Origin of the sequence: Haloterrigena sp. H1 (assembly GCF_005938085.1) — an archaeon.
GTDB lineage: Archaea > Halobacteriota > Halobacteria > Halobacteriales > Natrialbaceae > Natrinema.
Window position 1 is genome coordinate 339,243 of sequence record NZ_SMZK01000002.1, and the last position, 19,924, is coordinate 359,166.

A 19,924-nucleotide genomic window follows, 5' to 3' on the forward strand; every position below is an offset into this window, starting at 1 on the left:
AGTATCTCGGGACGACGTCCTGAATCGGGTTACCAACCAACGGCGATAATCTCTATGATCAGGAGGTAAGTTTCGGTGTCGACAAAACGCCTACGAGAACGAATTAGCAGACGATTTTCGTCGACTCTCCCGGTGCTCGAGTGGCTCCCACAGTATAATACGTCGTGGCTCCGTCTGGACGTCGTCGCGGGAATCACCGTCGCAGCGTCGGTCATTCCCGAAGGGTTGGCGTACGCATCATTAGCGAACATGCCGCCGGAGACTGGCTTGTATGCCGGGTTGATGGCCGTCATCGCCTACTTGTTTCTCGGTACCTCCCGGCAAGTCATCGTGGGACCGACCTCGGCGCTGGCGATTCTACTCGCGAGTGGTGTCGGGACAGTCGCTAGCGGAAACACCGCCTCGTATGGGTCACTCGTCGTCGTAACGACAATCCTCGTCGGCATCTTCGCAGGTATTTCGTGGGCGTTTCGGTTAGGCTTTCTCGTCCACTTCATCTCGGGATCGGTTCTCACGGGATTTTCCGCCGGAGCGGCGCTGTACATTATGTCAACCCAGCTCAGCAAACTTTTCGGCATCGAGAGCAGCACGTCGGGCGGCTTCTTCGGGAAAACGTTTTTTGGGCGGATCTGGTTCGCCGGAACTCATCTCGCTGAGACGAACCCTGAGACACTAACCGTCGGTGTTGCTGGCATCGTGTTGCTCCTCCTTGGAGAACGGTACGCGTCGCGTGCCCCCTCCGCGCTCGTCGTCGTCGTCCTCTCGATCATGCTCATGTCGGTGACGAACCTGCAGGCCCGCGGTGTCGACATCGTCGGGTCGATTCCGAGCGGTCTCCCCTCGCTGACGGTTCCATCGATTCCCAGGATCGCGACGCTGGGCGCCCTCGTCCCCGTCGCCGCTTCGTTGTTCCTGCTCTCGTACGTTGAAGGCATCGGCGTAGTCGAGACGTTTGCCAGACGACACGACTACCGAACCGATGCGAATCAGGAACTGTTGGCCGACGGCGTTGCCAACCTCGCCGCTGGCTTCGGGGGCGGATTCGTCGTCGGGGGAAGTATGTCTCGGTCGGCGCTCAACGACGCTGTCGGCGGCAAGACGCAACTCACGAACGCCGTGATCGCTCTCGTTCTCGTCATCGTCCTGCTCTTTCTCACCGGCGTATTCGCGAATCTCCCAGAAACGATTCTCGCAGCGATCGTTATCGTCGCCGTCACGTCCCTTTTCGACGCGAGCGCACTCCGCCAACTGTACCACGTGAGCAAGAGTGAGTTTACCATCGCGATGTCTGCCTTGCTCGGAGTACTCACGGTCGGAATGCTCTGGGGCGTCTTCATCGGCGTCGTCCTCTCGTTGCTGGTCGCGATTTCTCGGGTCAGTAGTCCCACGACACACGAACTCGGCCAGATCGCCGGGACGGACCATTTCGTCGCTCTCGATCTATACCCGGCGGCGACGACCATCACGGATGTGTTCGTCTACCGCGTCGAAGCTGAACTGTTCTACGCGAACGCTGATACAGTTCGGACCGATCTCCTTGAACGGCTCGCAAAACACGACTCTGATGTCGAATTGGTCGTCTTCGACCTCACATCATCGTCAACGGTCGACTTCGAAGCCGCGCAAATGTTGGAGGAACTGCAACAGAAACTCGGAGCACGTGGAATTGACCTCCGTTTTGCGGAAGCCGAGCCCGAGGTCGTACAGATGTTCGAAACGATGGGGTTCGCGACGAACATTGACGGTGTGAAGCCCGAGGAATCGGTCGATGACGTTATCGACCGCTGGAGCGCGGAGCAATCGTCCGAATGAAGGGCTCGAGGGTGCCTATTCGATGAATTTCGGTCGGGTACTACAGCTGAACGTCTGACACGGCGACCTTAACAGATCTATATTCGTCGACTCGTTCGGCGTTTTGTCCTGATGGTGGTGTATCCTGTGAACTACCCCGCCCTACTTGCCGCCTTCAGCGGCTCCTTGAGGGCGGGGGCTTGGCACCCTCACCGCCACCGCTAATCTTCGATCGTCGTGTGAATCTCTCGGATCTCATCCCGGATCCGCTGCCACTGAGTCAAAGTGCCAGGAATATCCGACTCTTGCCGATCGTTCCCACCAAGTCCGTCGTTGTTCGATGCTGCTTGATCGACGAGTGCCCGAATTTTACGGGGATCGTCTATCGCCTGAAATGAGAGGTCATTCCCACCAGCGATCTCGAACTCGACGGAGCCGTACCCGAACATCGATCCTGTAATATCTTGGCCATAGGCACTGTTCTGGACCGTTTCGAGATTGGCCTGTGTGACATGTCGGGTCACTACCCCATGTTTCACGTAGAGTGCTTGGTCCGTTATCACGTACTGCGTGCCCTGTATAGCCAGATACTTCCAGAGAGGAATTGCTGCACCGATTGGAACGGCTGCGAGAAAGAGTAGCGTCTCTTCTACTAGGCTGCTGACAACCCCGACGGCCACGAGCAGCAATCCCGTTGCGAGTGCTGGAAGTACGGTCGTAATTCGCGGATGACCGGCCCACGTGACTGACTCGTGGCTGTCGAGTGGGACAGCCGGGTCGATTGACTCCGTCATTGCTGTCTACCGGTCATTGGCTCGATCCCTGTTCGGTTTCAGAGGGATCAGTTGGCCGTTTAGTACTCTTAGACTCGTTCGATTCGGAGTTGTTCTCGCTAGTTGAATGCCGCTTTTCTGAAGTACCGATATTGGACATTGTGGCTGAGGTATCGCCCACAGTCTCCTGTTGTGTCTCGAGAGTAGAGCGAATCTCCTTGAGCTCAATGAGAATCTCGTCAAGCACATCACGCTTTGTTTCGCCGGATTCCGTAGCCGATTTACCACGACTAGCCTTCACGCGCTTGTTGATGAGTTCCTGAACAGCACGTGGTTCGGGCACTGACTGGAACTGCATCTCGATACCGGATCCGCCAGCAGTCGAGATATCGACGTTTCCATAGCCGAACTGGGAGCCGAAAAACCCCTGGCTGTAGGAGGTGTTCTGGACCTTGCCGAAATCGATGCGCTGGACATCACGAGAGAGGATTCCTGTCTTCTTATACAGTCCATCGGTTGTCACAACGTACTGCGTATTCTCACGGTGAAGATAGGCCCCCGCGATGATGAATAACCCAACGAGGACGAGAGCCAAGGGCAGACCAATGATGAGTGCCGGGATTAGACTACTCTCATGGGGTTTCCCAGACCAGATGATCTCCTCGTCCTGATCAAGGGTTAACCAGTCGTCAATTCCAGGGTCGATAACAGAGGAGTTGGACATACATGACTATTCAATTGTTAGGTGTATTAAACTCTCGACAGACCCAGCTTCATCCACCACGCGTTTCGGTCACACGACTATCTCGAATGATGCTACGTACAACTGGTATCTGTGGCTTCTCTGGAGTCGAATGTACCGGTTGTCTCCATACTGCTGGTCAAGAACTAGAAGGAGAACTTCATCGAAAGAACCCGAACACGACCTGCTCGTCTTCTTTCTCCTCGTGATTGTCCTCACCGAGCGCCTCTCCTAGACGCTCGGCGAGAATCTTTTCTGCATCGGTGGGTCGTCGTGGATCCATTGGCCGCGGTTTGGCGTAGTTCATCCCTGCTTCTCGGAATTTCCGGCTCAAATGGGTGGATGGTACGTGACGTTGTAGCGGTCTTCGATAAGCGCGTGAATCTGCTTAGGCGTCACGGCTGGCTCTCTTCGAGACTGGTACAGAGTTCGTCCCACTGTTGGGAGGTGAACTTCGGCAGCCAACCGCCGCCGAAGCGTGGGCGGAGCCCCTTGACCCCACCATCATTCCACGCCGATGCTCAGCGACGCGCTGTGGATCGAGAGGTCCCGACGCGTCAGCCTGCTTGCTCGCGCGTATCTCCCCGCATATACTCGCTGAGAGTGTCTGCAAGTGCCTCCGCAAAGGCCTGGTCGTTGATATCAGTCTCCATTTCGATGAGTTCGATGTCGTCATCGAGCGTCGATCGCAACGCATCGAACAATGCTGTGTCAGCTTCTGGATCGTGAAAATCTTCACCTGCCGTATCTATCGCCGAGACACCTTCCAAGGGGAGTGCGAGAGCAGTCGGCCCGGCCGCGGCATTGAGTTTCTCGGCGATGATCGTTCCTAGTTCAGCATTCTCCTCGGGTGTCGTCCGCATGAGCGTTACCTGTGGATTATGGATGTGGAACTGTCGTCCCTCGAACTCTTCGGGAACTGAATCACGTGGACCGAAGTTGACCATGTCGAGCGCGCCCGTCGAGACGACCTGTGGGATGCCTTTGTCCCCAGCCGCTTCGAGTCGATCCGGGCCAGCGCTGAGTACACCCCCGACCAGTTCGTCGGCCCACTCGGTCGTCGTGACGTCGAGAACGCCGTCGATGACGCCCTCCTCAATAAGCGTCTCCATCGCACGACCGCCTGTCCCAGTCGCATGGAAGACAATCGTCTCATAGCCGTTTGCTTCGAGTCGCTCACGGGCCGTCTGAACGCAGGGCGTCGTAACGCCGAACATGGTGATGCCGATAGTCGGCCGGTCTTCGACGTCGACATCGGGTTCATTCGAGACCATTCCAACCATCGCGAGAGCAGCGTTGGCTATGACTTGCCGCGAGAGCTGATTCAACCCCTCGATATCTGCGACGGAATACATCATCATGATGTCCCGGGAACCGACGTAGGGCTCTGTATCGCCGGACGCCATCGTCGAAACCATGAGTTTGGGTACGCCGACCGGCAGCGCCCGCATCGCTGTCGTCGCAATCGAGGTGTTACCCGAGCCACCGAGTCCGAGAACACCATCAAGAATACCCTCGTCGTGGAGCTGGTGAGCGATTTCGGCTGCCCCCTCGCCCATCGCCTCCATCGCCTCACCGCGATCGGCCTCATTCTGCAATTGCTCGAGTGTCGTCCCGGCCGCCTCGGCGACCGTGCTCGCAGCCGTCTCTGGCTCGGACGGGGGTTCACCGACCACGCCGGTGTCGACGACGTGGACATCCACCCCCTGTGCTTCGATGATTTCCCTCGCGAAGCCAATCTCTTCGTCTTTCGTGTCCAGTGTGCCGATGATGACGACGCTCATGAGTCAGTCTCAGTTGCAACGGCGTCTTCCTCGGTCGGTAGCTCTCCGGCGGGAACGATCTCACACTCAGGGAGGTCCCGCAGCACGTCTTCCGGTCCGGGAGGGGCATACACGGCCAAGAGGAGCAACGGCTCCCAGCCAGTGTTGACGGTCCCATGTTCGACTCCTTCTGGGATGAATACCAACTCACCCGCCGTGATTTCGCGCGTTTTATCCGCGACTTCCTGTTCGCCCTCTCCACGGAGGACGTAGAGAATCTCGTCGCTGTCGGGGTGGGTGTGCCGCTCGTGGCCCTTACCCGGCTCGAGTTTCACAACGCCGGCGCTGAAACGTTCACCGCCGGTGACTTCGGGTGTACTCAGCCATTTGAGCACCCCCCAGTCAAACACCTGGCTCTCGACGTCATCCGGTTCGATGAAGTGGTTTTCCTCCGACATAATTAGAACTCGATCGCTTTGAATTCGCGGGCCTGATTTTCGATAGCCTCCTCGGTCGGAAGCCGCTCGAGGCTGGATGCACCGAAGAATCCGACGACGCCCTCCGTGTTGTTTAGGACGTATTCAGCGTCGTCGGGCCATGCGATGGGGCCGCCATGGCAGATGACCAGCACATCATCATTGACGGCTGTTGCCGCGTCGTGGTGAGCCTGAACCCGTTCGGCAGCAGTTTCGATGTCAAGTGCCGTTTCGGCTCCGATGTCGCCTGAAGTTGTTAGGCCCATGTGCGATACAATCACATCGGCGCCTGCCTCGGCCATCTCGCGGGCCTGTTCTTCACTGAAGACGTACGGACACGTGAGCATGTCCTGTTCGGAAGCCTCTCGAATCATGTCGACTTCCTTGTCATACCCCATACCCGTCTCCTCGATGTTCTGCCGGAACTGGCTGTCCTCGTCGATAAGACCGACCGTCGGGAAGTTCTGGACGCCCGAGAATCCGCGCCGCTTGAGATCTTCGATGAAGACATCCATCTGACGGAACGGGTCGGTTCCATTGACGCCTGCAAGAACGGGTGTGTCTTCTACGACCGGCAACACCTGTCGGCCCATATCGAGAACGATCTCGTTGGCATCGCCATACGGAAGCAGGCCGGCAAGCGAGCCACGACCGTTCATTCGGTAGCGTCCGGAGTTGTAGATAATCAGGAGATCGACACCGCCGCGCTCGGCGAACTTCGCCGACATACCCGTTCCTGCACCAGCACCGATGATTGGATCTCCACTCGATACGGTCTCGTGTAGCCGCTTCAGTGACTCCTCGTGTGTAATTGGCATGTGATAACGAATGCCAATTTTGTCCCCACTATTCAACCTTTGCATATTTATACATGGATGAATAGGGTTTGATTATGGAATTCAGAAGAGACAATATTATCTACACTCCCATGACTTGCCACGCTTCGCGAAATTGACATCCTCCTCCGCGTAAACGCGGAGGAATCCCGAGCGGTGGGAGTTTCAGGTTTGCAGTCCAATCGGCGGACTCCCAGTCCTTTCGGGGACGGGTAGTCCCACAGCGTCGGACTGGTGGACTGCTGGCCATGCCAAGTGGCCGTTACCCCTATCCTCAACCGTGTATGGCATCCCGGTGTTGTTTTGGCCACTGGGATGCCAGCAGGAGTCAGCGGACTTGGGGGTATCGTCTCTCGTGTTTTGAGCAGTCGGCACATCGGCACACTTTTCGAGGATGTGGCGTTCACCGACTGCCCTTTCGGATACTGCCTCGTTATCGGGGGCGGACAGGCCGCCTCCGCAGGACGGTTCGGAATCCGCTCCGTTCCGACCAATTCCTACCGTTCGATTGGGCGACCTGCCACTTAAACGTCTGCATAGGAAACTCGGATTATACATCCAAACGGTGTCTCCGCCCCGAGTGACGGCGCGTATCCACGCCGTGAACGGCGTGGTATTGCGCCTGTTCCACCTATAAACTCAGTCTGACTGCCGAGTGGATCGATCGTCGTTTCGACTCGAATATCGGAAAGCCTTGACGCACGCAACTGTACGAGCGTCTGGTTCACTCCTCGTTCGGCGGAAGATCGCCGAGGGCAGTGATCCCAGAGTTCGTGTTGCTCATCGCAAAGACTGCCCCATCGGCGATGACGGGTGGAGCACTGATTGTCGGGTCGAACGTGTCGTCAACGGCGTAATACCACCTGGTCGTTCCGTCTATTCGGTCGAAAGCGCCGATACACGGCCAAGACGTCTCGAGGTCGAATGCATCGCCGGAGATCGGCGCAACGACAGTGTTCTGCCCGACTGCGAGGCCGTCCGCCTGTGGGTCCCCATCGGTTGACCACCGCTCTGAGCCATCTGAGGCGGAAACCGCAGCGAGTCCGTCAGCGCCCAGAACGAACACCGTTACATCGGCGACGGCGATCGCGCGGATCGTTCGGTCGGCGACGGCGACTGAAGTGCGGTGTTCGCCCGTTTTTGGGTCGTAAACGAGAACGGCGCCGTCGTCGCCGATGAAGACGCCATCCGTAGTGGCCACCGGTGGGGTTGTTGGAGCGTCGAGAGTGCGTTCCCACATCAGAGCTCCGTCTTCGGCTGCAAAAGAGCGGAGGATCGGCGTTTCGTCCTCTGTGTATCCGCTGGCGTAAACGCACTCGTCGAACACCGCCGGTGGCGTCGTGCGAACGGAGGCCCGGAGCGGGGCTGTCCACTCCGTCTCACCCGAGGCGACGGAAAATGCCACGAGTTCGAGAACGGGGTCGTCCTGTTGGGGGCGTTCGAAGGGGACAACCCCGATCGACAGGTCGGGAGCGACTGTCATCGGTCCGATTGGAACCCCATCGATCGTCCGCGTCCATTGCTTGCTGCCGTCGGCCGGATCGAACGACATCAACCGGCCTGTGGACCCGAGCAAAATGTGCTCACCGGTGACGGCCGGTTGTGTCAGCGGTGCGCCCGAGGAATCGACCTCGAGGTTGGTCCGCCACTGCTGTTCGCCAGTCTGGGCGTCCAGCGCTACCAGTGCGTCGCCGACGGAATACACCGTCTCCTCGTCGACCAGCGGTGGGATCGTTTCGGCACTTCCCCCATTCCATGCCGGCGTTCCACGTTCTGGGACAGTGACATTCGAGGCGCCCGTGTTGCCGGCATCGTGGGCCGACTGTAGCCACGTCCCCGTTGGGGATTCGGGGAGAGGGCGGTTTTCATTGCTGGTAAAAATATTGGTCGTGTCTCAAACTCGTCTAGAGTCGTAACTGACTCCTGTGGAAGCAGGGTCACCTCTGGTATCCAGCCCGAAGTGACCCATGCACGCCGAAATCAACGTGCGGTTCGCAGTTAGCATCGCCCAAGACAAAACGCTACCGCTCGCCACGCTCGCTGAATCTCTTACCGAGATTCAGCTTGAGGCCACTATCCTCGAGGAGCTCGTCAGAAGCCTCGACGAGCGCCTCGTCGAGGCGTACTGTGGTGAGAAACACGCACGCGGAAACGGCGACTGCCGTTTCCAGCGCGCTGGAACCTCCACACGAACCGCGGTGACAACCGCAGGAGAACACGAATTCACCCTCCACCACGTCAAAGACACTGCTGCCACCGACGGCAACCCGACCTATTTCCGTCCGCTCGAGGATCTCATCGACTTCGACGGCCAGCGCATCTATCAAGAAGATATCTCGCTCCAAGCTGCCGAACTCGCTACTTCGCTCAGCTATCGTGATGCCGTCGCCCACGGCGACGGCTTCACTCCCATGCCCTCGATCACGACGGTCAACCGCCGAGTCCGTGAATACGGCAGCAAGCTCGGTGACTTCGTTCGTAATCGGCTTCCTGGGACGAATGCAGACACTGTCGTTCCTGACGGAACGAAGTGTCATAGCCAGCAGGATCACTGCACCTACCATGATGTCAACGTCACCCTCGGGCAGACGGCCGAGGGTGACGACACAGAAACCACACTCTTAGACGTCAACGTCAACGAACCCTGGGATGAAACAGCAGAAGCCCTCGAAGAGACTGAGGCGGTCACTGACGACGCCACGGTCGTCAGTGACGCCGAAAAGGCACTTGTCGATGCGTTCGAGAGTGGTGACCGATCTCACCAGCTCGATCTCGTTCACGTCGGTCGAACGCTCGGGTACAAGCTCTGGAAAGACGATGCGTTTCCGCTCTCCGAGCGGAAAGCGATCGTCTCTGGCGTTACGGATGATCTGTTCCATCTGAAGAACTCTGTCGCACTCCATGCACCGAGGAATGAGCGTTTGGCGATCCGCGAGCGGATCGACCAAACGCTCGAGAATCTCGGGAAGGAAGCCTGGAGGTTAGAGCGTCAAGACTCCCCGAAAGCTACGGCGTACCTCCAGGAATGGGCAGAAGCAACCGTGACGTTCGCGGAACTCGCGCTTGATCAACAGCAGGTTCCGTGGACGTCAAACGTGGTCGAACGAGCCATGGGTGAAGTTTCGAAGCGGTGTAAGAATCAATGGATGCAGTGGTCAGAAGCAGGGTTAGAGTCGCTTCTCTGGTTGAATTTGGTGCAGTATGCCGATCCCGAGCAGTTCGCGGCGTTCGCCGACGAACTGCTCGAGCGATCAGCCAAAACAGCCATCACAATGGAGGTGTCAGTTGACGCTACCAGAGGCGAACTCTAGACGAGTTTGGGACGGGACCAAAATATTGAGACAGCCCGACAAAGCGCCTGCACTTATCCCGACCGCGCCCGCAAGCGTTTGTCGCCGATTCCATGTCATATGAACTTATCAATAGACGAACCTCTTAATTACTGTCATATATGACATAGGAAATCATGCCTGACGAGTGAGAGTTGGTGCGACGCTCCATCATCCGACACTGTCTGTTGATTCTCATCTTCGACGGCATCTGCGTCGCTCACGAGCGAGAACTCGACCGCTTCGAGAACGAGTCGGAACCCCTTTCAGGGTTGTCCGCCGGGGGAGGGGACCAATTTACCCCTCTTACTGGTACACAAGGGCATACAAAACGAAGCCGAGTCCTGCGACGGTCACAAGCCCGCGTATGAGTAGCACCGGCCCAATTCCAGCGTCCAACCTGCTGACGACGGCAACCGTAATGAAGACACCGGTAGTCAAGAGAAAGATGCCGATTGCAAGTGAGCGCATTTTTGATGCATCGTTGCGCCAGTACCCACGGTAGGCGAGGGCAGCAACCAAGAAGCCGACGAGCGCGGTCAGTGCCCGCGACCCCACGCAATTTCGCTAGGTGTCACCACTGTCAGAACCGACAACTCGGCGGGCGTCATGAATCTCCTCCGAAGATGGTCCGCAGGATGATTCCCAGACCAGACAGTTCATAGCCACTCACGAGGATCGAACGACCAACAACCCCAACGCTCCGCGACGACCGAGACGTTGAAGACGGATCTTGAGGACGCCGAGATTGAGCTAGCAGAGGATTCGGGTGCTGTGGGTGGTGTGACCGGTGTACTCATCAATGTCTGTCATCAGGCAGATGTTCCAGCAGCATTGCTTCTTGTCCACGCAGACCCGCGTCTCCCGGATCCGGCTACGGCACAGTCCGTGATCGAAACGGCGCTTGAACCGCTCGTCAAGTTTGATATTGATACTACCGAACTTCGCGAGCAGGCAGAGGAGATTCAGCGCCAGAAACGGCGAGTCGAACAACAGCTACAACAGACGCAGGAGCAACAGGAAGAACCCGTCCGAGGAATGTTCCGGTAGTAGGGAAATCACGCGATTCGGATCGACGCGCACGAAGGATTATTGCTGTCTCACCCGAATACGCGGCTGTGACAGGATCTGGGTCTGGCTTTCACTCGCTGACCACCGAAGTCCATGACCACCACCCAACGGTAGAGGGCTCCATCCCCGACTGGCTCTCCGGGACGCTGATTCGTAACGGTCCCGCCCGCTTCGAGGTCGGTGATCGCCGCGTCAACCACTGGTTCGACGGCCTAGCGATGCTTCGCCGCTACGCCTTCGACGACGGTGCGCTCCGCTACTCGAACCGGTTCCTCCGCACCGATGCCTACGCGGAGGCGATGGACGGTCGGCTGACCGGTCAATTCGGCACTGACACGCGTGGCTGGCGTCGTCTTCTCGAGACCATAACCTCTCTGGGAGTCCCCGAGCCGACCGACAATGCGAACGTTCATGTCGCCCGCATCGACGGCGAATACGTCGCACTCACCGAGGCCCCACGCCGGGTCACCTTCGATCCCGAGACACTCGAGACACGCGGACGCTTTCGATTCCACGACGACCTGCCCGAACACATCACGACCGCGCATTTGGTCGACGACCCTCACCGGGACGAATTGGTCGGCTTCGCCACGCAGTTCGGACGGACACCACAGTACCACCTCTATCGTCTCCCTGCTGGGAGTCGCACGCGAGAGGGTATCGCCTCCATTGACGCGAACGGGCCGGCGTACATCCACGACTGCAGCGTCACCGCCAACCACGTCATCATCGTGGAGTCACCGCTCGTCCTGTCGGTGTTTCAGGCACTGAATCCGCTTACTGAGGGTGCGATCGACATGCTCGACTGGCAGCCAGAGCGCGACACGCGCGTACTCGTGATCGATCGGAATACCGGCGACGTTGTGGCTGATCCGACGTTCGAGCCGGTTTTCACCTTCCACCATGTCAACGCCTACGTCGACGGCGGGACGATCGTCCTTGACCTCGTGGAGTTCCCGAATGGCGACATCGTCGACACCATGTCACTGTCTGAACTTGACAGCGGCGGCTTCCCAGCCGTGCCCGATGCCCACCTGATGCGGTACCGCATCAACCCCAACTCGAACACGGTCAGCCGAACGCGACTCTACGATGGCGCGATGGAGATGCCACGCGTCGCCCGCTCAGTCGTCGGCCGACGCCACCGCTATGCGTACGGGCAAGTGACCGACCGCACAGGGGCAAACGGGCTTGTCAAAGTGGATTGTAAGACAGGCACCGCCAGGGAGTGGTGGGAGCAGTCGGTTTACATTGAGGAACCAATTCCCATCCAACATCCTACTGCCGACAACGAGGACGAAGGAGTCGTGCTCGCGACGGCGCTGAACTCCAAACGTGAGCGGACGGAACTCCTGATCTTTGACGCACCGACGCTAGATGTTCAGGCACGGGCCGTTCTCCCACACGCGGAACCCTTCGGTTTCCACGGCCGTTTCTTCCAGCACATGTAGCTCAATAGTATACACGAGTGATGAGCCGATCAGTATTGATGTTTGAAATTGAGTTCGTCGTGTTTGTACGAATACGATTTAATACCAGCCTCGTCACAGCGCGAGCTAAGATCTGCTGGTGGAATGTCTATCTGCTCACCGAATTCCTGCTCGAGATGTTTGTGGAACGAAACGGTGATATCTCGGTCCTCGTCGTCTGTGACCTCGAGAACAACTGCTAGGTCCGGATCGTCATAATCTGATTTGATGACGTAGTCGCCCGGCGTGAAGGGGTTTTCCGCGTACTCGAGATTCGTGTGTTTGTACGTGTAGAGTTTGATCTCCTGGTCGTCACAGTAGGAAGCGAGCTTCGTTGGATGGATTTCGCGCCAGTTCCCGGGACCGTCATTGAGCATATTTGGGAACGTGATGCTGACGGCTTCACCATCCAGTGTCTGCCCGTACAGATTGACGTCTTGTTCCGGTGGGAGTACCTCGACGACTACCGCAACTGCTACATCGCTATCTTCCGCTTTGACTACCCGGTCGCCAGGATTGAACGGGTTCTGTGGCTTCTGGTTCATGTGTGCCGTGTTTAGCCCCAGTTCCTGCAACTCGTTTATCGGTCTAGCAGCGAGGTGGGCGAGTGTCTCTGGTTTTTCACCAAAATACGCATCCTGCGTCTTGACTTTCGACTCGAGCGTGTCAGTTCGCTCCCAACCGAGGAGAATGAGCGTATCTTCGTTGTCACGGTGCCAGACCATCACGATAATATCGTCGTCTGGGTCGTTCTCGAGGAGATTTGCCGGCCGAAACGCAGAGACATCTCTCGAGGTTTTCACATTGATCTCGTATCCGAAAACCTCGAAGTCGTGCCCAGAGAAACTCTCGGAGTTACACCGACGGATCGCCTCCTCTTTTTCCACTCCCACATCTCGACAGGGAGGTATTCTCGGCAGAATTGTTCAAATGCGAGTTCACCAAGATTCCCGATTCGTTTGACGTCCAAATTATCCGCACCCTGAATGGCTGCTTGGTGATGGGCGCGCTCTCTATCGATTTCGTCTAGTGTATAGACATACATTATACCCATATTATTCACCATAGATTGATTAGAATCAACATAGTTGCCAATATTTATTTCATCCGAACTACATACATTCCAGGTAAAAAGTCAGAAATATAGTAATTTCGAGGTGCTCGAGGCCGTGATCGGGGTAATCCTGTCCGACTCTACCGGAGTTCTCGGACTCCGCGCTCGTGGTAAGTAGAGATGCGAACTTTTCGGAGGACAACTGATCAGAAGATATTTACTTACATTTCGGCCACAACATCTCATGAACCGGCGACGGTATCTCGCTACAAGCGGATTGATGACTATACCCTTAGCTGGGTGTACCACGGTAGGGAGTGAGATACGACTCACCGCCGATCACGTGATCGAGGACGATGGCAGTGTCGTACTGCCGTTTAGCGAGAACGGTGAAGATGTATTGAAAATTCAGTTCCAAAAACAGTTCCCCGATGACGAGAAACGCGAGTACTATCCTTTCTTTGTGGCTTCGTGGCAGCCAGATGGCATTCGACTCGACTCACTCCGTCTCAAATTCCGCTCTCCGCCATACACTGCTGGCTTCTCACCAGCCGGAATCTCCCTTCGGGAAGGCGCCCACGCATACAAAGCGACACTCTCTCAGGACGGCGACGATCCATCGACGACCATCTTAGACATGCCCAACACTACTGGTATCGGCCGTGGAAGCGTGAAGGCAGATCTTCTTCTTGCTGGAGATCACGAACAGGATCCTCAAGAACTGTGGATTGGAACCGAGGCCACACTTTCGAACAACGGTTTTTGGAGAACTGAGTATAGTGCGACTGGAGACTTTACTGCCGAGTTTCCCTGAGGTGCTGTGGAGATGGCATGTTTGCTACTGTATATCAAACCAAACTTTCTGACTGGATGATAAATACACACCCTGTATTGAACGCTACTTCACAGCCGTTTGTCCTGCTCTGTAGCAATTCTCGGACACACTAACGCCGATTCGGACGTTGGCGGGCGTTCGACGCAGTGAGTCTGGGACTAGCCTCGGCGGAATCTGTGTCGGGGGCTTACTGCTGTAGTCCTTATATTCCCCGATAGAATCACGAGGTGTGAGAACGTACCGAAATCTATGGCTGAAGAAATTCCGGTGCAGGTCATCACCGGAAGCGAGAAAACTACTATTCAGGTCGAACCCGGTGCAAACCTCCGAGATTCGTTGCTCGACCACGACTTGCCGGTATATGGTACGCTTTCACAGTATGCAAACTGCGGTGGGCGGGGTTTGTGTTCGACCTGTACCGTCGAGGTCGATCCCGCGCCAGATCCAACCCACTGGCACGACGCCGCAGCAGTTCGGTTCGGATATCCGCGACTCTCTTGTTGCATCACGGTTGAGCAGCCGATGACGGTCAGGCTCTTGGACAAGCACGTCTGGGGCCAAGTCTTGCCGCGCCAGATGCCTCCGGACTAACCCTGATCGTGGTTCCTGGACTGACCACCCGCTGCTGAAAGTACAAAGGCAAGTGGGTAGTTTCCCCGTCACGAAGATTTGTCGCTCGCATTTTCGACTCGAGGGAATCCGTCTGAAAACCAGAATCTGCAACGACGAAATGATCGCCGGCCGAACGAGCAGTCGCCGCGATCATGAGATCCCGAACGGCCATCCGTTCGCCGTTAGAAAGTAATTCATTTTGCAGCCGAGCTGCCTCGAGCGCGATATCCTCGTTGAACTCGAGTGAACGGACACCGCTGAAGTGCTGCCGTTCTGCGTTCACATCGGTCTCCCCATGTCCGAGTGTGCCTGCGAGAACCTCGTAGACACAGATTGATGACGTGAGATAGGGATTGCCTCGAGATTCGACGAACTTAACGGTATCGTCAACTCCCTCAAGCATATCGATAAAAGTGAAAGCTAGTGTTTAGAATATTGGTCGTTTCTTCTCCCGAAACAGCACGGAAGATTGTAATCGCTAGTTCACCTGCTTCCAACCGCTTCGAGCACAGCATCCCCAGTCTCTGTCGTCGCATAGTATGTACGGTCCATCGTCAATCGGGCTTCGCCATCGACCGGCTCATCATTGCACTGCATGACGAGTCCTACGCGCCGAAGTGCCCGGTAGAGGTGTCTGACGTACTCGAACTCCATCTCCCATTCTGCAGCAGTCGTACGAGGAGAGTCCGGACCGGTACGGGAAAGCCGCTGGACAATCGCTTTTCCATCCGGGAGATGTCGTAAGGCGTTCACTTTCCCTTCGCGCTTAGAGAGAAATCGGAGAAGGTGATCCCCGTCCCGTGACAGACGGTAGTAGGTGTGATGCTGACGGACCTCGTCAGCCATCTTCGCCTTGACTCGACGTTGCTTGACAGTTCCAGATTCAATACGTTCAAGCAACCCTGACTGTTCCATCTCCTTACACAGTGTCCTAATTTGGCTCCGCTCCGCATCAAGGTGTCCAGCAATCGATTTTGGGTAATTCCCTTCGACAGCATCAAGGTGGTAGCAGATAAGATACGCGACCGGATCTGCCGGGAGTGGATCCAGTTGATCGGCGATTTGCTGTCGCCGCTCTTGCTCAGCTTCAAGTTCGGCGACTTGGTCATACCGTGCTTGAGCATTCCGCGCTGGATTCGCGTGGAGATCAAGCGTGACATCGATCTCCTCGCCATTCGGCGTTTCGAGTGTAGTCTCAATTTCTTCCGTCTCCCAGTGTTCACCAGCCTCGTTACGTGCCCGTTCCAACGTCTGCTCGACCTCTTGGTAGCGAGTCATAATCGTGTCTGCTTCCAGTTTAAGCCGCTCAATCTCTGACTGGGAGACCATCGTTACTCATCTAATCACTACAGCTCCGGTTGTTTGAACCCACCTGTTTGGCGAATCAAGTAATACACTCCTGACGATCACCTAACGTATAGAGAAACGTGCGGGCGTCCTCAGAACCGTCGGTTCTGATGGGCTGCACAAGAGTTTGCTCTTGTGAACGCTGTATCCCCCCTACTTGCTCATCGCTTGCTCGGTTCGCTCCCTGACGACGGGGGCTTGGCGCCCCCTCTCTTTCAGATAGCTGACAGCGTTTTAATAAGTCTCTAGGTGTCATACAACACCTCACAGCGTGGTTGATTTCAGAACTGTTGTAAGTAAATCTACAACTCAGTAAGTGTGCTCAGGACTATTTCCACCGGCTTGGTAGACGGCGGTAGAGTAGGAGGTATCCTCCCCAAAACAGCCCGAAAGCAACTATGAATGCGGCTGCAGCGAGTTCTGTCTCACTCAACCCAAACGCCTGCTGAAGAATTGTTAGTGTCCCAATAATGACGAGACCGTAGACAGCAAAATACAGATTCTGCGGCCAAGACATGGCCGTTTCGTGAAAATTAAAACCCGACATGTGAGACCAGTATCAGACCGCGATAAATAAGTATGGTGCCACTGTCATCCGGAATTTGGTCCTGATTTCATGTCCTCTGTGGACGACCACTGCATCACCTGGATGGGCTCTACCGGCAATCACAGCAGTCGGAGCTCGGTTGTCGCGCTCGCGTTCAAACCAATTCCGCTCGGTGATCTTACTGAAGCGGATAGAAGAGGCGGAAGATGAGTATGAGAACCGTTGTATGACACTCTCAGGGCCAACAATTTGGTCAGCCGCGTAATGCTTCAACGGGCCGATCGTTGGCTGCCTTCCATGCAGGGTAGAGCCCACTCACCACGCTCGCCCCGATTGCAAACAGAAATCCGTACACCAGATATCTAGCGCTCTCCCACTCAAAGACAATCATCGCGTCACCAGCAAGCACTTGGAATAGTGCGAGTCCAATGACGAGCGAAATGAGCACTCCGGCGAGACCGCCGATCGCGCCGAGAAACGCTGCTTCAATGAGAATCATCCGAAGCACCTCGCCGCGACGGATACCAACCGCCCGGAGGACGCCAATCTCACCGCGACGCTCGATTGTACTCATCAGCATAACGTTGAGGATGGCCACGCTCGCAACGACCAGCGAGATCGATCCGATCCCGAGTAACGCGAGGCGCAGCGTGTTCATGAATGAATTAATATTCTCTTGAACATCACCGTAATCGGTGATACTCAGTTCTTCGTCGACTTCTCCGTTGTGAGTCTCCTCATTAAAGTGGTCCCGGAGGATCGCCGCAATCTCGGTGGCTGCATCACCATCTTCGGTTACAATGGTCACCGAATCGTAGTTGTCCCGATCAGAAAGTGCTGACTCCGGCACAACGAGTTGCCCTCGTCCTCCTCCTCCGAATCCTTGATCGGATTCAATGAGCCCACGAACACGGTACATTTGCCCGTTATACTCAATGGGATCGCCAATCTCAATTCCGAGTTGATTGGCTGTGCTATCGGTAAGTAATACACCGGACTGGAGTCGTTCGGGAGACTCACCGGCCGACACGTCATACAACACGTTCGCCTGTGTCAAGGCGATTACACTGACGTTTTCTTCTTGTCCATTCCGCGAGCTAATAGTAGTTGCGTCGGAATACTGTGGGACGACGTCGACATTGCCGGCGACGTTTCGGACTTCATCTACCTGATCACCGGTCACGCCAGCAGTTGAACTGTCCTCACCGGACGTGATTGTCACCTCGTTTGTGAGACTACCGAGGTCGGACGTCGCTTGCTGTTGGATCGCCACGCCTGTAATACCGAGCGATGCGATGGAGATCACACCAATCACGATCCCGAGCGACGCCAACGCTGTTCGGATTCGATTCCGCCCGAGGTTCCGCCAAGCCATCTGAGCGCTAGGGAACCGCCACAGTAGTTCCGTAATTCCCATTACTGAATCTCCCCGTCGATAAGCCGAACAACGCGATCCGCGTACCCGATCATCTGCTCGTCGTGGGTTACCGAAACGATGGCGATATTTTCCACCTCCTTGAGCCGAGTGAGTTCCTCGAGGATTGTCCGGCCGGTGTCTTGATCCAAGTTCCCAGTCGGTTCGTCCGCGAGCAGGATATCCGGCTCGTTGATCAACGCACGTGCGATGGCGACGCGCTGGCGTTGGCCTCCCGACAGTTGGTCTGGCCTATGATCGAGACGATCGCCAAGTCCAACGCGGTGAAGGAGATCCACTGCGCGGTCGTGACGGTCAATCGAGGTATCCCACATCGTTGGAAGTTCAACGTTCTCCGTCGCCGTGAGCATCGGTAGGAGGTGAAAGTCCTGAAACACGAAGCCGATCTCCGATCGGCGTTCCTCCGTGAGTTCGTCCTCCGTGAAGTCGGTCACGTCGTGGCCGTCAAGCCGAATATGGCCCTCCGTTGGCGTGTCGAGTAATCCGATCATATTGAGCAACGTACTCTTCCCGGACCCCGAGGGACCGATTATCGTGACCATCTCTCCACGCTCAGCACGGAAATCAACATCTTTCAGTGCTTCGACCGTCTCGTGACCGGTCTGATACCGTTTCACCACGTCAGTAAGCGCGATGACGCTCATGGGTTACGCCACCGGTAGATGCCGAATCCGACGATGCTGACAACAAGTACTGCGAGGACTGCGCTGATCGATGTCACCGGGAGACCCGACCCGCCAGATGGCTCCTGTCCGGTCGTGGTGTCGGTCGTCTGACTGCTTCGGACCGCAGACGAACTCCCCGGAGAGACATCGACCAGTTGTGTTGTCGTCACTCGATCGTTATCAACGATGTACATGATCTCGACGGGAACTGACGACGTCGATCCTTCAACCTCCGCCGTCAGCTCGAAGGTGGAGAACTCGCCAGCCTCAACCGTTCCAATGTAGTAGTCTCCCAACGGAGACGTTGGACTCACGCTGTCGGTGTCCTCAACGCTAACGAGGACTGATTCAGCGTCGGTGTTCCCAATATTCGCCGAATCGCCTTGGATCGTCACTCCAGAGCCACTCTGCGTAATTTCGATGCTCGTGAGTCGTATCTCACCCGACAACGGATAATCCACGACGTGAGTGGTGGTCGCCGTATAGGTCTCTTCCTGAGCTGTGTAGGTGGCAGTGACCGTTACTTCCTCCCCGTTCAGACCCTCCGTATCGAAGGCCACAGAGCGGCTGGTATCGGGCTCCGTCTCAAACAGGTACTTCTGAGCGATCGTCTCCTCGCCAGCGGTTGCAGTCAGTTCGATGTCGCTCACGTTCACATTCCCGTAGTTGGTGAACTCGACTGCAGTCGATTTGTTGTCCTCGGTGGTCACCGACAGATCAGCGTTGATGTTTAATTCAGACACCTCTATCGAGACAGGATATTCGTAAGCTTCGGTGCCTCCGTTCTCACCTTGGACAAGCACGTAGACGGTCAGTGACTTCATACCGGGATTGTCGAAGCTGACCGTCATCGGAACGCTTACCGATCCCCCCGGAGCGAGCGAACCGATGTCTTCAACGCGTCTGTATGTCTTCGCGCTGTTTGACTTCCGCACTTGCACTCTCTTAATGTCGATAGTCTCGTTACTGGTTTCGAGGTTCGACACTTCGGCAGTGACCGTGACGGTTTCGCCGGTTACTGGTTCATCATTTGAAACCGAGACATCTGAGATATGTACTTTTGGTTGGTCCGCCGATACCCTCATCGCCGTTGCTCCCACGCTACTGACAGCTACAAGAGCGGTGACTGCCAAGATTACCCACCGCGGTCGGCTCATTTATCAACCCTCCTCGTCATTT

At 56.3% G+C, this 19,924-nt stretch carries 16 protein-coding genes and 3 pseudogenes; 6 read left to right on the forward strand and 13 right to left on the reverse strand.

Annotation, left to right across the window (positions count from 1 at the left end; translation table 11 throughout):
- Positions 1-132 precede the first annotated feature (132 nt).
- The gene (locus tag E2L06_RS16980) at positions 133-1,812 is read left to right on the forward strand and encodes a SulP family inorganic anion transporter (RefSeq protein WP_249361487.1); all 1,680 of its coding nucleotides are present in this window, start codon (positions 133-135) and stop codon (positions 1,810-1,812) included.
- A gap of 200 nt (positions 1,813-2,012) precedes the next feature.
- Here E2L06_RS16980 and E2L06_RS16985 read toward each other — a convergent pair whose 3' ends face one another.
- The 7 genes from E2L06_RS16985 to E2L06_RS17010 form a co-directional block, all read right to left on the reverse strand.
- On the reverse strand, positions 2,013-2,585 hold the full coding sequence (locus E2L06_RS16985; RefSeq protein ID WP_138782826.1) for a PH domain-containing protein: 573 nt from the start codon (positions 2,583-2,585) through the stop codon (positions 2,013-2,015).
- A 13-nt stretch (positions 2,586-2,598) separates the two neighbouring features.
- Positions 2,599-3,288, reverse strand: coding sequence for a PH domain-containing protein (locus tag E2L06_RS16990; RefSeq protein WP_138782827.1), 690 nt, complete (start codon positions 3,286-3,288; stop codon positions 2,599-2,601).
- A 178-nt stretch (positions 3,289-3,466) separates the two neighbouring features.
- A complete protein-coding gene (locus E2L06_RS22065; RefSeq protein WP_171052419.1) occupies positions 3,467-3,613 on the reverse strand; it encodes a hypothetical protein in 147 nt (48 codons plus the stop codon).
- Positions 3,614-3,863: 250 nt separating this feature from the next.
- The gene (locus E2L06_RS16995; RefSeq protein ID WP_138782828.1) at positions 3,864-5,090 is read right to left on the reverse strand and encodes a Tm-1-like ATP-binding domain-containing protein; all 1,227 of its coding nucleotides are present in this window, start codon (positions 5,088-5,090) and stop codon (positions 3,864-3,866) included.
- Positions 5,087-5,527 carry a cupin domain-containing protein gene (locus E2L06_RS17000; RefSeq protein WP_138782829.1) on the reverse strand — a complete coding sequence of 147 codons (441 nt, stop codon included), beginning with the start codon at positions 5,525-5,527 and terminating at the stop codon, positions 5,087-5,089. Before E2L06_RS17000 ends, E2L06_RS16995 begins: the two co-directional genes overlap by 4 nt.
- A 2-nt stretch (positions 5,528-5,529) precedes the next feature.
- A complete protein-coding gene (locus E2L06_RS17005) occupies positions 5,530-6,363 on the reverse strand; it encodes a phosphoenolpyruvate hydrolase family protein (RefSeq protein WP_138782830.1) in 834 nt (277 codons plus the stop codon).
- A 742-nt stretch (positions 6,364-7,105) separates the two neighbouring features.
- Entirely contained in the window at positions 7,106-8,263 is a 1,158-nt protein-coding gene (locus E2L06_RS17010) for a PQQ-binding-like beta-propeller repeat protein (RefSeq protein WP_283241370.1), read from the reverse strand.
- A gap of 85 nt (positions 8,264-8,348) precedes the next feature.
- Here E2L06_RS17010 and E2L06_RS17015 point away from each other — a divergent pair, with 85 nt between their 5' ends.
- The 3 genes and pseudogenes from E2L06_RS17015 (at position 8,349) to E2L06_RS17030 (ending at position 12,232) form a co-directional block, all read left to right on the forward strand.
- A complete protein-coding gene (locus E2L06_RS17015; RefSeq protein WP_138782832.1) occupies positions 8,349-9,692 on the forward strand; it encodes an ISH6 family transposase in 1,344 nt (447 codons plus the stop codon).
- Positions 9,693-10,415: 723 nt separating this feature from the next.
- Positions 10,416-10,760 (forward strand): annotated as a pseudogene (locus E2L06_RS17025) (PAC2 family protein); the annotation flags it as partial.
- 68 nt (positions 10,761-10,828) lie between these two features.
- Positions 10,829-12,232, forward strand: coding sequence for a carotenoid oxygenase family protein (locus E2L06_RS17030; protein WP_138782833.1), 1,404 nt, complete (start codon positions 10,829-10,831; stop codon positions 12,230-12,232).
- 29 nt (positions 12,233-12,261) lie between these two features.
- On the opposite strand, the pseudogene E2L06_RS17035 reads toward E2L06_RS17030, so the two are convergent.
- Positions 12,262-13,295, reverse strand: a pseudogene (locus E2L06_RS17035) (hypothetical protein).
- A gap of 352 nt (positions 13,296-13,647) precedes the next feature.
- On the opposite strand from E2L06_RS17035, the gene E2L06_RS17040 reads away from it, so the two are divergent.
- Together E2L06_RS17040 and E2L06_RS17045 are read left to right on the forward strand one after the other, a co-directional pair.
- Complete coding sequence (locus E2L06_RS17040) at positions 13,648-14,118, forward strand: hypothetical protein (protein WP_138782834.1); 471 nt, start codon at positions 13,648-13,650, stop codon at positions 14,116-14,118.
- A 270-nt stretch (positions 14,119-14,388) separates the two neighbouring features.
- On the forward strand, positions 14,389-14,730 hold the full coding sequence (locus tag E2L06_RS17045) for a 2Fe-2S iron-sulfur cluster-binding protein (protein WP_138782835.1): 342 nt from the start codon (positions 14,389-14,391) through the stop codon (positions 14,728-14,730).
- Between the two features lie 70 nt (positions 14,731-14,800).
- On the opposite strand, the pseudogene E2L06_RS17050 reads toward E2L06_RS17045, so the two are convergent.
- The 5 genes and pseudogenes from E2L06_RS17050 to E2L06_RS17070 form a co-directional block, all read right to left on the reverse strand.
- Positions 14,801-15,154: pseudogene (locus tag E2L06_RS17050) on the reverse strand (PIN domain-containing protein); the annotation flags it as partial.
- Between the two features lie 80 nt (positions 15,155-15,234).
- Positions 15,235-16,080 (reverse strand): DUF2250 domain-containing protein, encoded by an 846-nt coding sequence (locus tag E2L06_RS17055; RefSeq protein WP_138782837.1) that lies wholly within the window; start codon positions 16,078-16,080, stop codon positions 15,235-15,237.
- A gap of 818 nt (positions 16,081-16,898) precedes the next feature.
- Positions 16,899-18,062, reverse strand: coding sequence for an ABC transporter permease (locus tag E2L06_RS17060; RefSeq protein ID WP_138782838.1), 1,164 nt, complete (start codon positions 18,060-18,062; stop codon positions 16,899-16,901).
- Positions 18,062-18,724, reverse strand: a complete 663-nt coding sequence (locus E2L06_RS17065) for an ABC transporter ATP-binding protein (protein ID WP_138782839.1) — start codon at positions 18,722-18,724, stop codon at positions 18,062-18,064. The genes E2L06_RS17060 and E2L06_RS17065 overlap by 1 nt, the downstream gene beginning before the upstream one ends.
- Positions 18,721-19,902: a hypothetical protein gene (locus tag E2L06_RS17070; RefSeq protein ID WP_249361490.1), complete on the reverse strand. Its 1,182-nt coding sequence runs from the start codon at positions 19,900-19,902 to the stop codon at positions 18,721-18,723. Before E2L06_RS17070 ends, E2L06_RS17065 begins: the two co-directional genes overlap by 4 nt.
- Positions 19,903-19,924: the final 22 nt, after the last annotated feature.

Bases quoted from the DNA above. Each gene is read 5' to 3' on its own strand.
- E2L06_RS16985 (WP_138782826.1), bottom strand. From the start codon at position 2,585: ATGACGGAGTCAATCGACCCGGCTGTCCCACTCGACAGCCACGAGTCA.
- E2L06_RS16990 (WP_138782827.1), bottom strand. From the start codon at position 3,288: ATGTCCAACTCCTCTGTTATCGACCCTGGAATTGACGACTGGTTAACC.
- E2L06_RS22065 (WP_171052419.1), bottom strand. From the start codon at position 3,613: ATGAACTACGCCAAACCGCGGCCAATGGATCCACGACGACCCACCGAT.
- E2L06_RS16995 (WP_138782828.1), bottom strand. From the start codon at position 5,090: ATGAGCGTCGTCATCATCGGCACACTGGACACGAAAGACGAAGAGATT.
- E2L06_RS17000 (WP_138782829.1), bottom strand. From the start codon at position 5,527: ATGTCGGAGGAAAACCACTTCATCGAACCGGATGACGTCGAGAGCCAG.
- E2L06_RS17005 (WP_138782830.1), bottom strand. From the start codon at position 6,363: ATGCCAATTACACACGAGGAGTCACTGAAGCGGCTACACGAGACCGTA.
- E2L06_RS17015 (WP_138782832.1), top strand. From the start codon at position 8,349: ATGCACGCCGAAATCAACGTGCGGTTCGCAGTTAGCATCGCCCAAGAC.
- E2L06_RS17045 (WP_138782835.1), top strand. From the start codon at position 14,389: ATGGCTGAAGAAATTCCGGTGCAGGTCATCACCGGAAGCGAGAAAACT.
- E2L06_RS17055 (WP_138782837.1), bottom strand. From the start codon at position 16,080: ATGGTCTCCCAGTCAGAGATTGAGCGGCTTAAACTGGAAGCAGACACG.
- E2L06_RS17060 (WP_138782838.1), bottom strand. From the start codon at position 18,062: ATGGGAATTACGGAACTACTGTGGCGGTTCCCTAGCGCTCAGATGGCT.
- E2L06_RS17065 (WP_138782839.1), bottom strand. From the start codon at position 18,724: ATGAGCGTCATCGCGCTTACTGACGTGGTGAAACGGTATCAGACCGGT.
- E2L06_RS17070 (WP_249361490.1), bottom strand. From the start codon at position 19,902: ATGAGCCGACCGCGGTGGGTAATCTTGGCAGTCACCGCTCTTGTAGCT.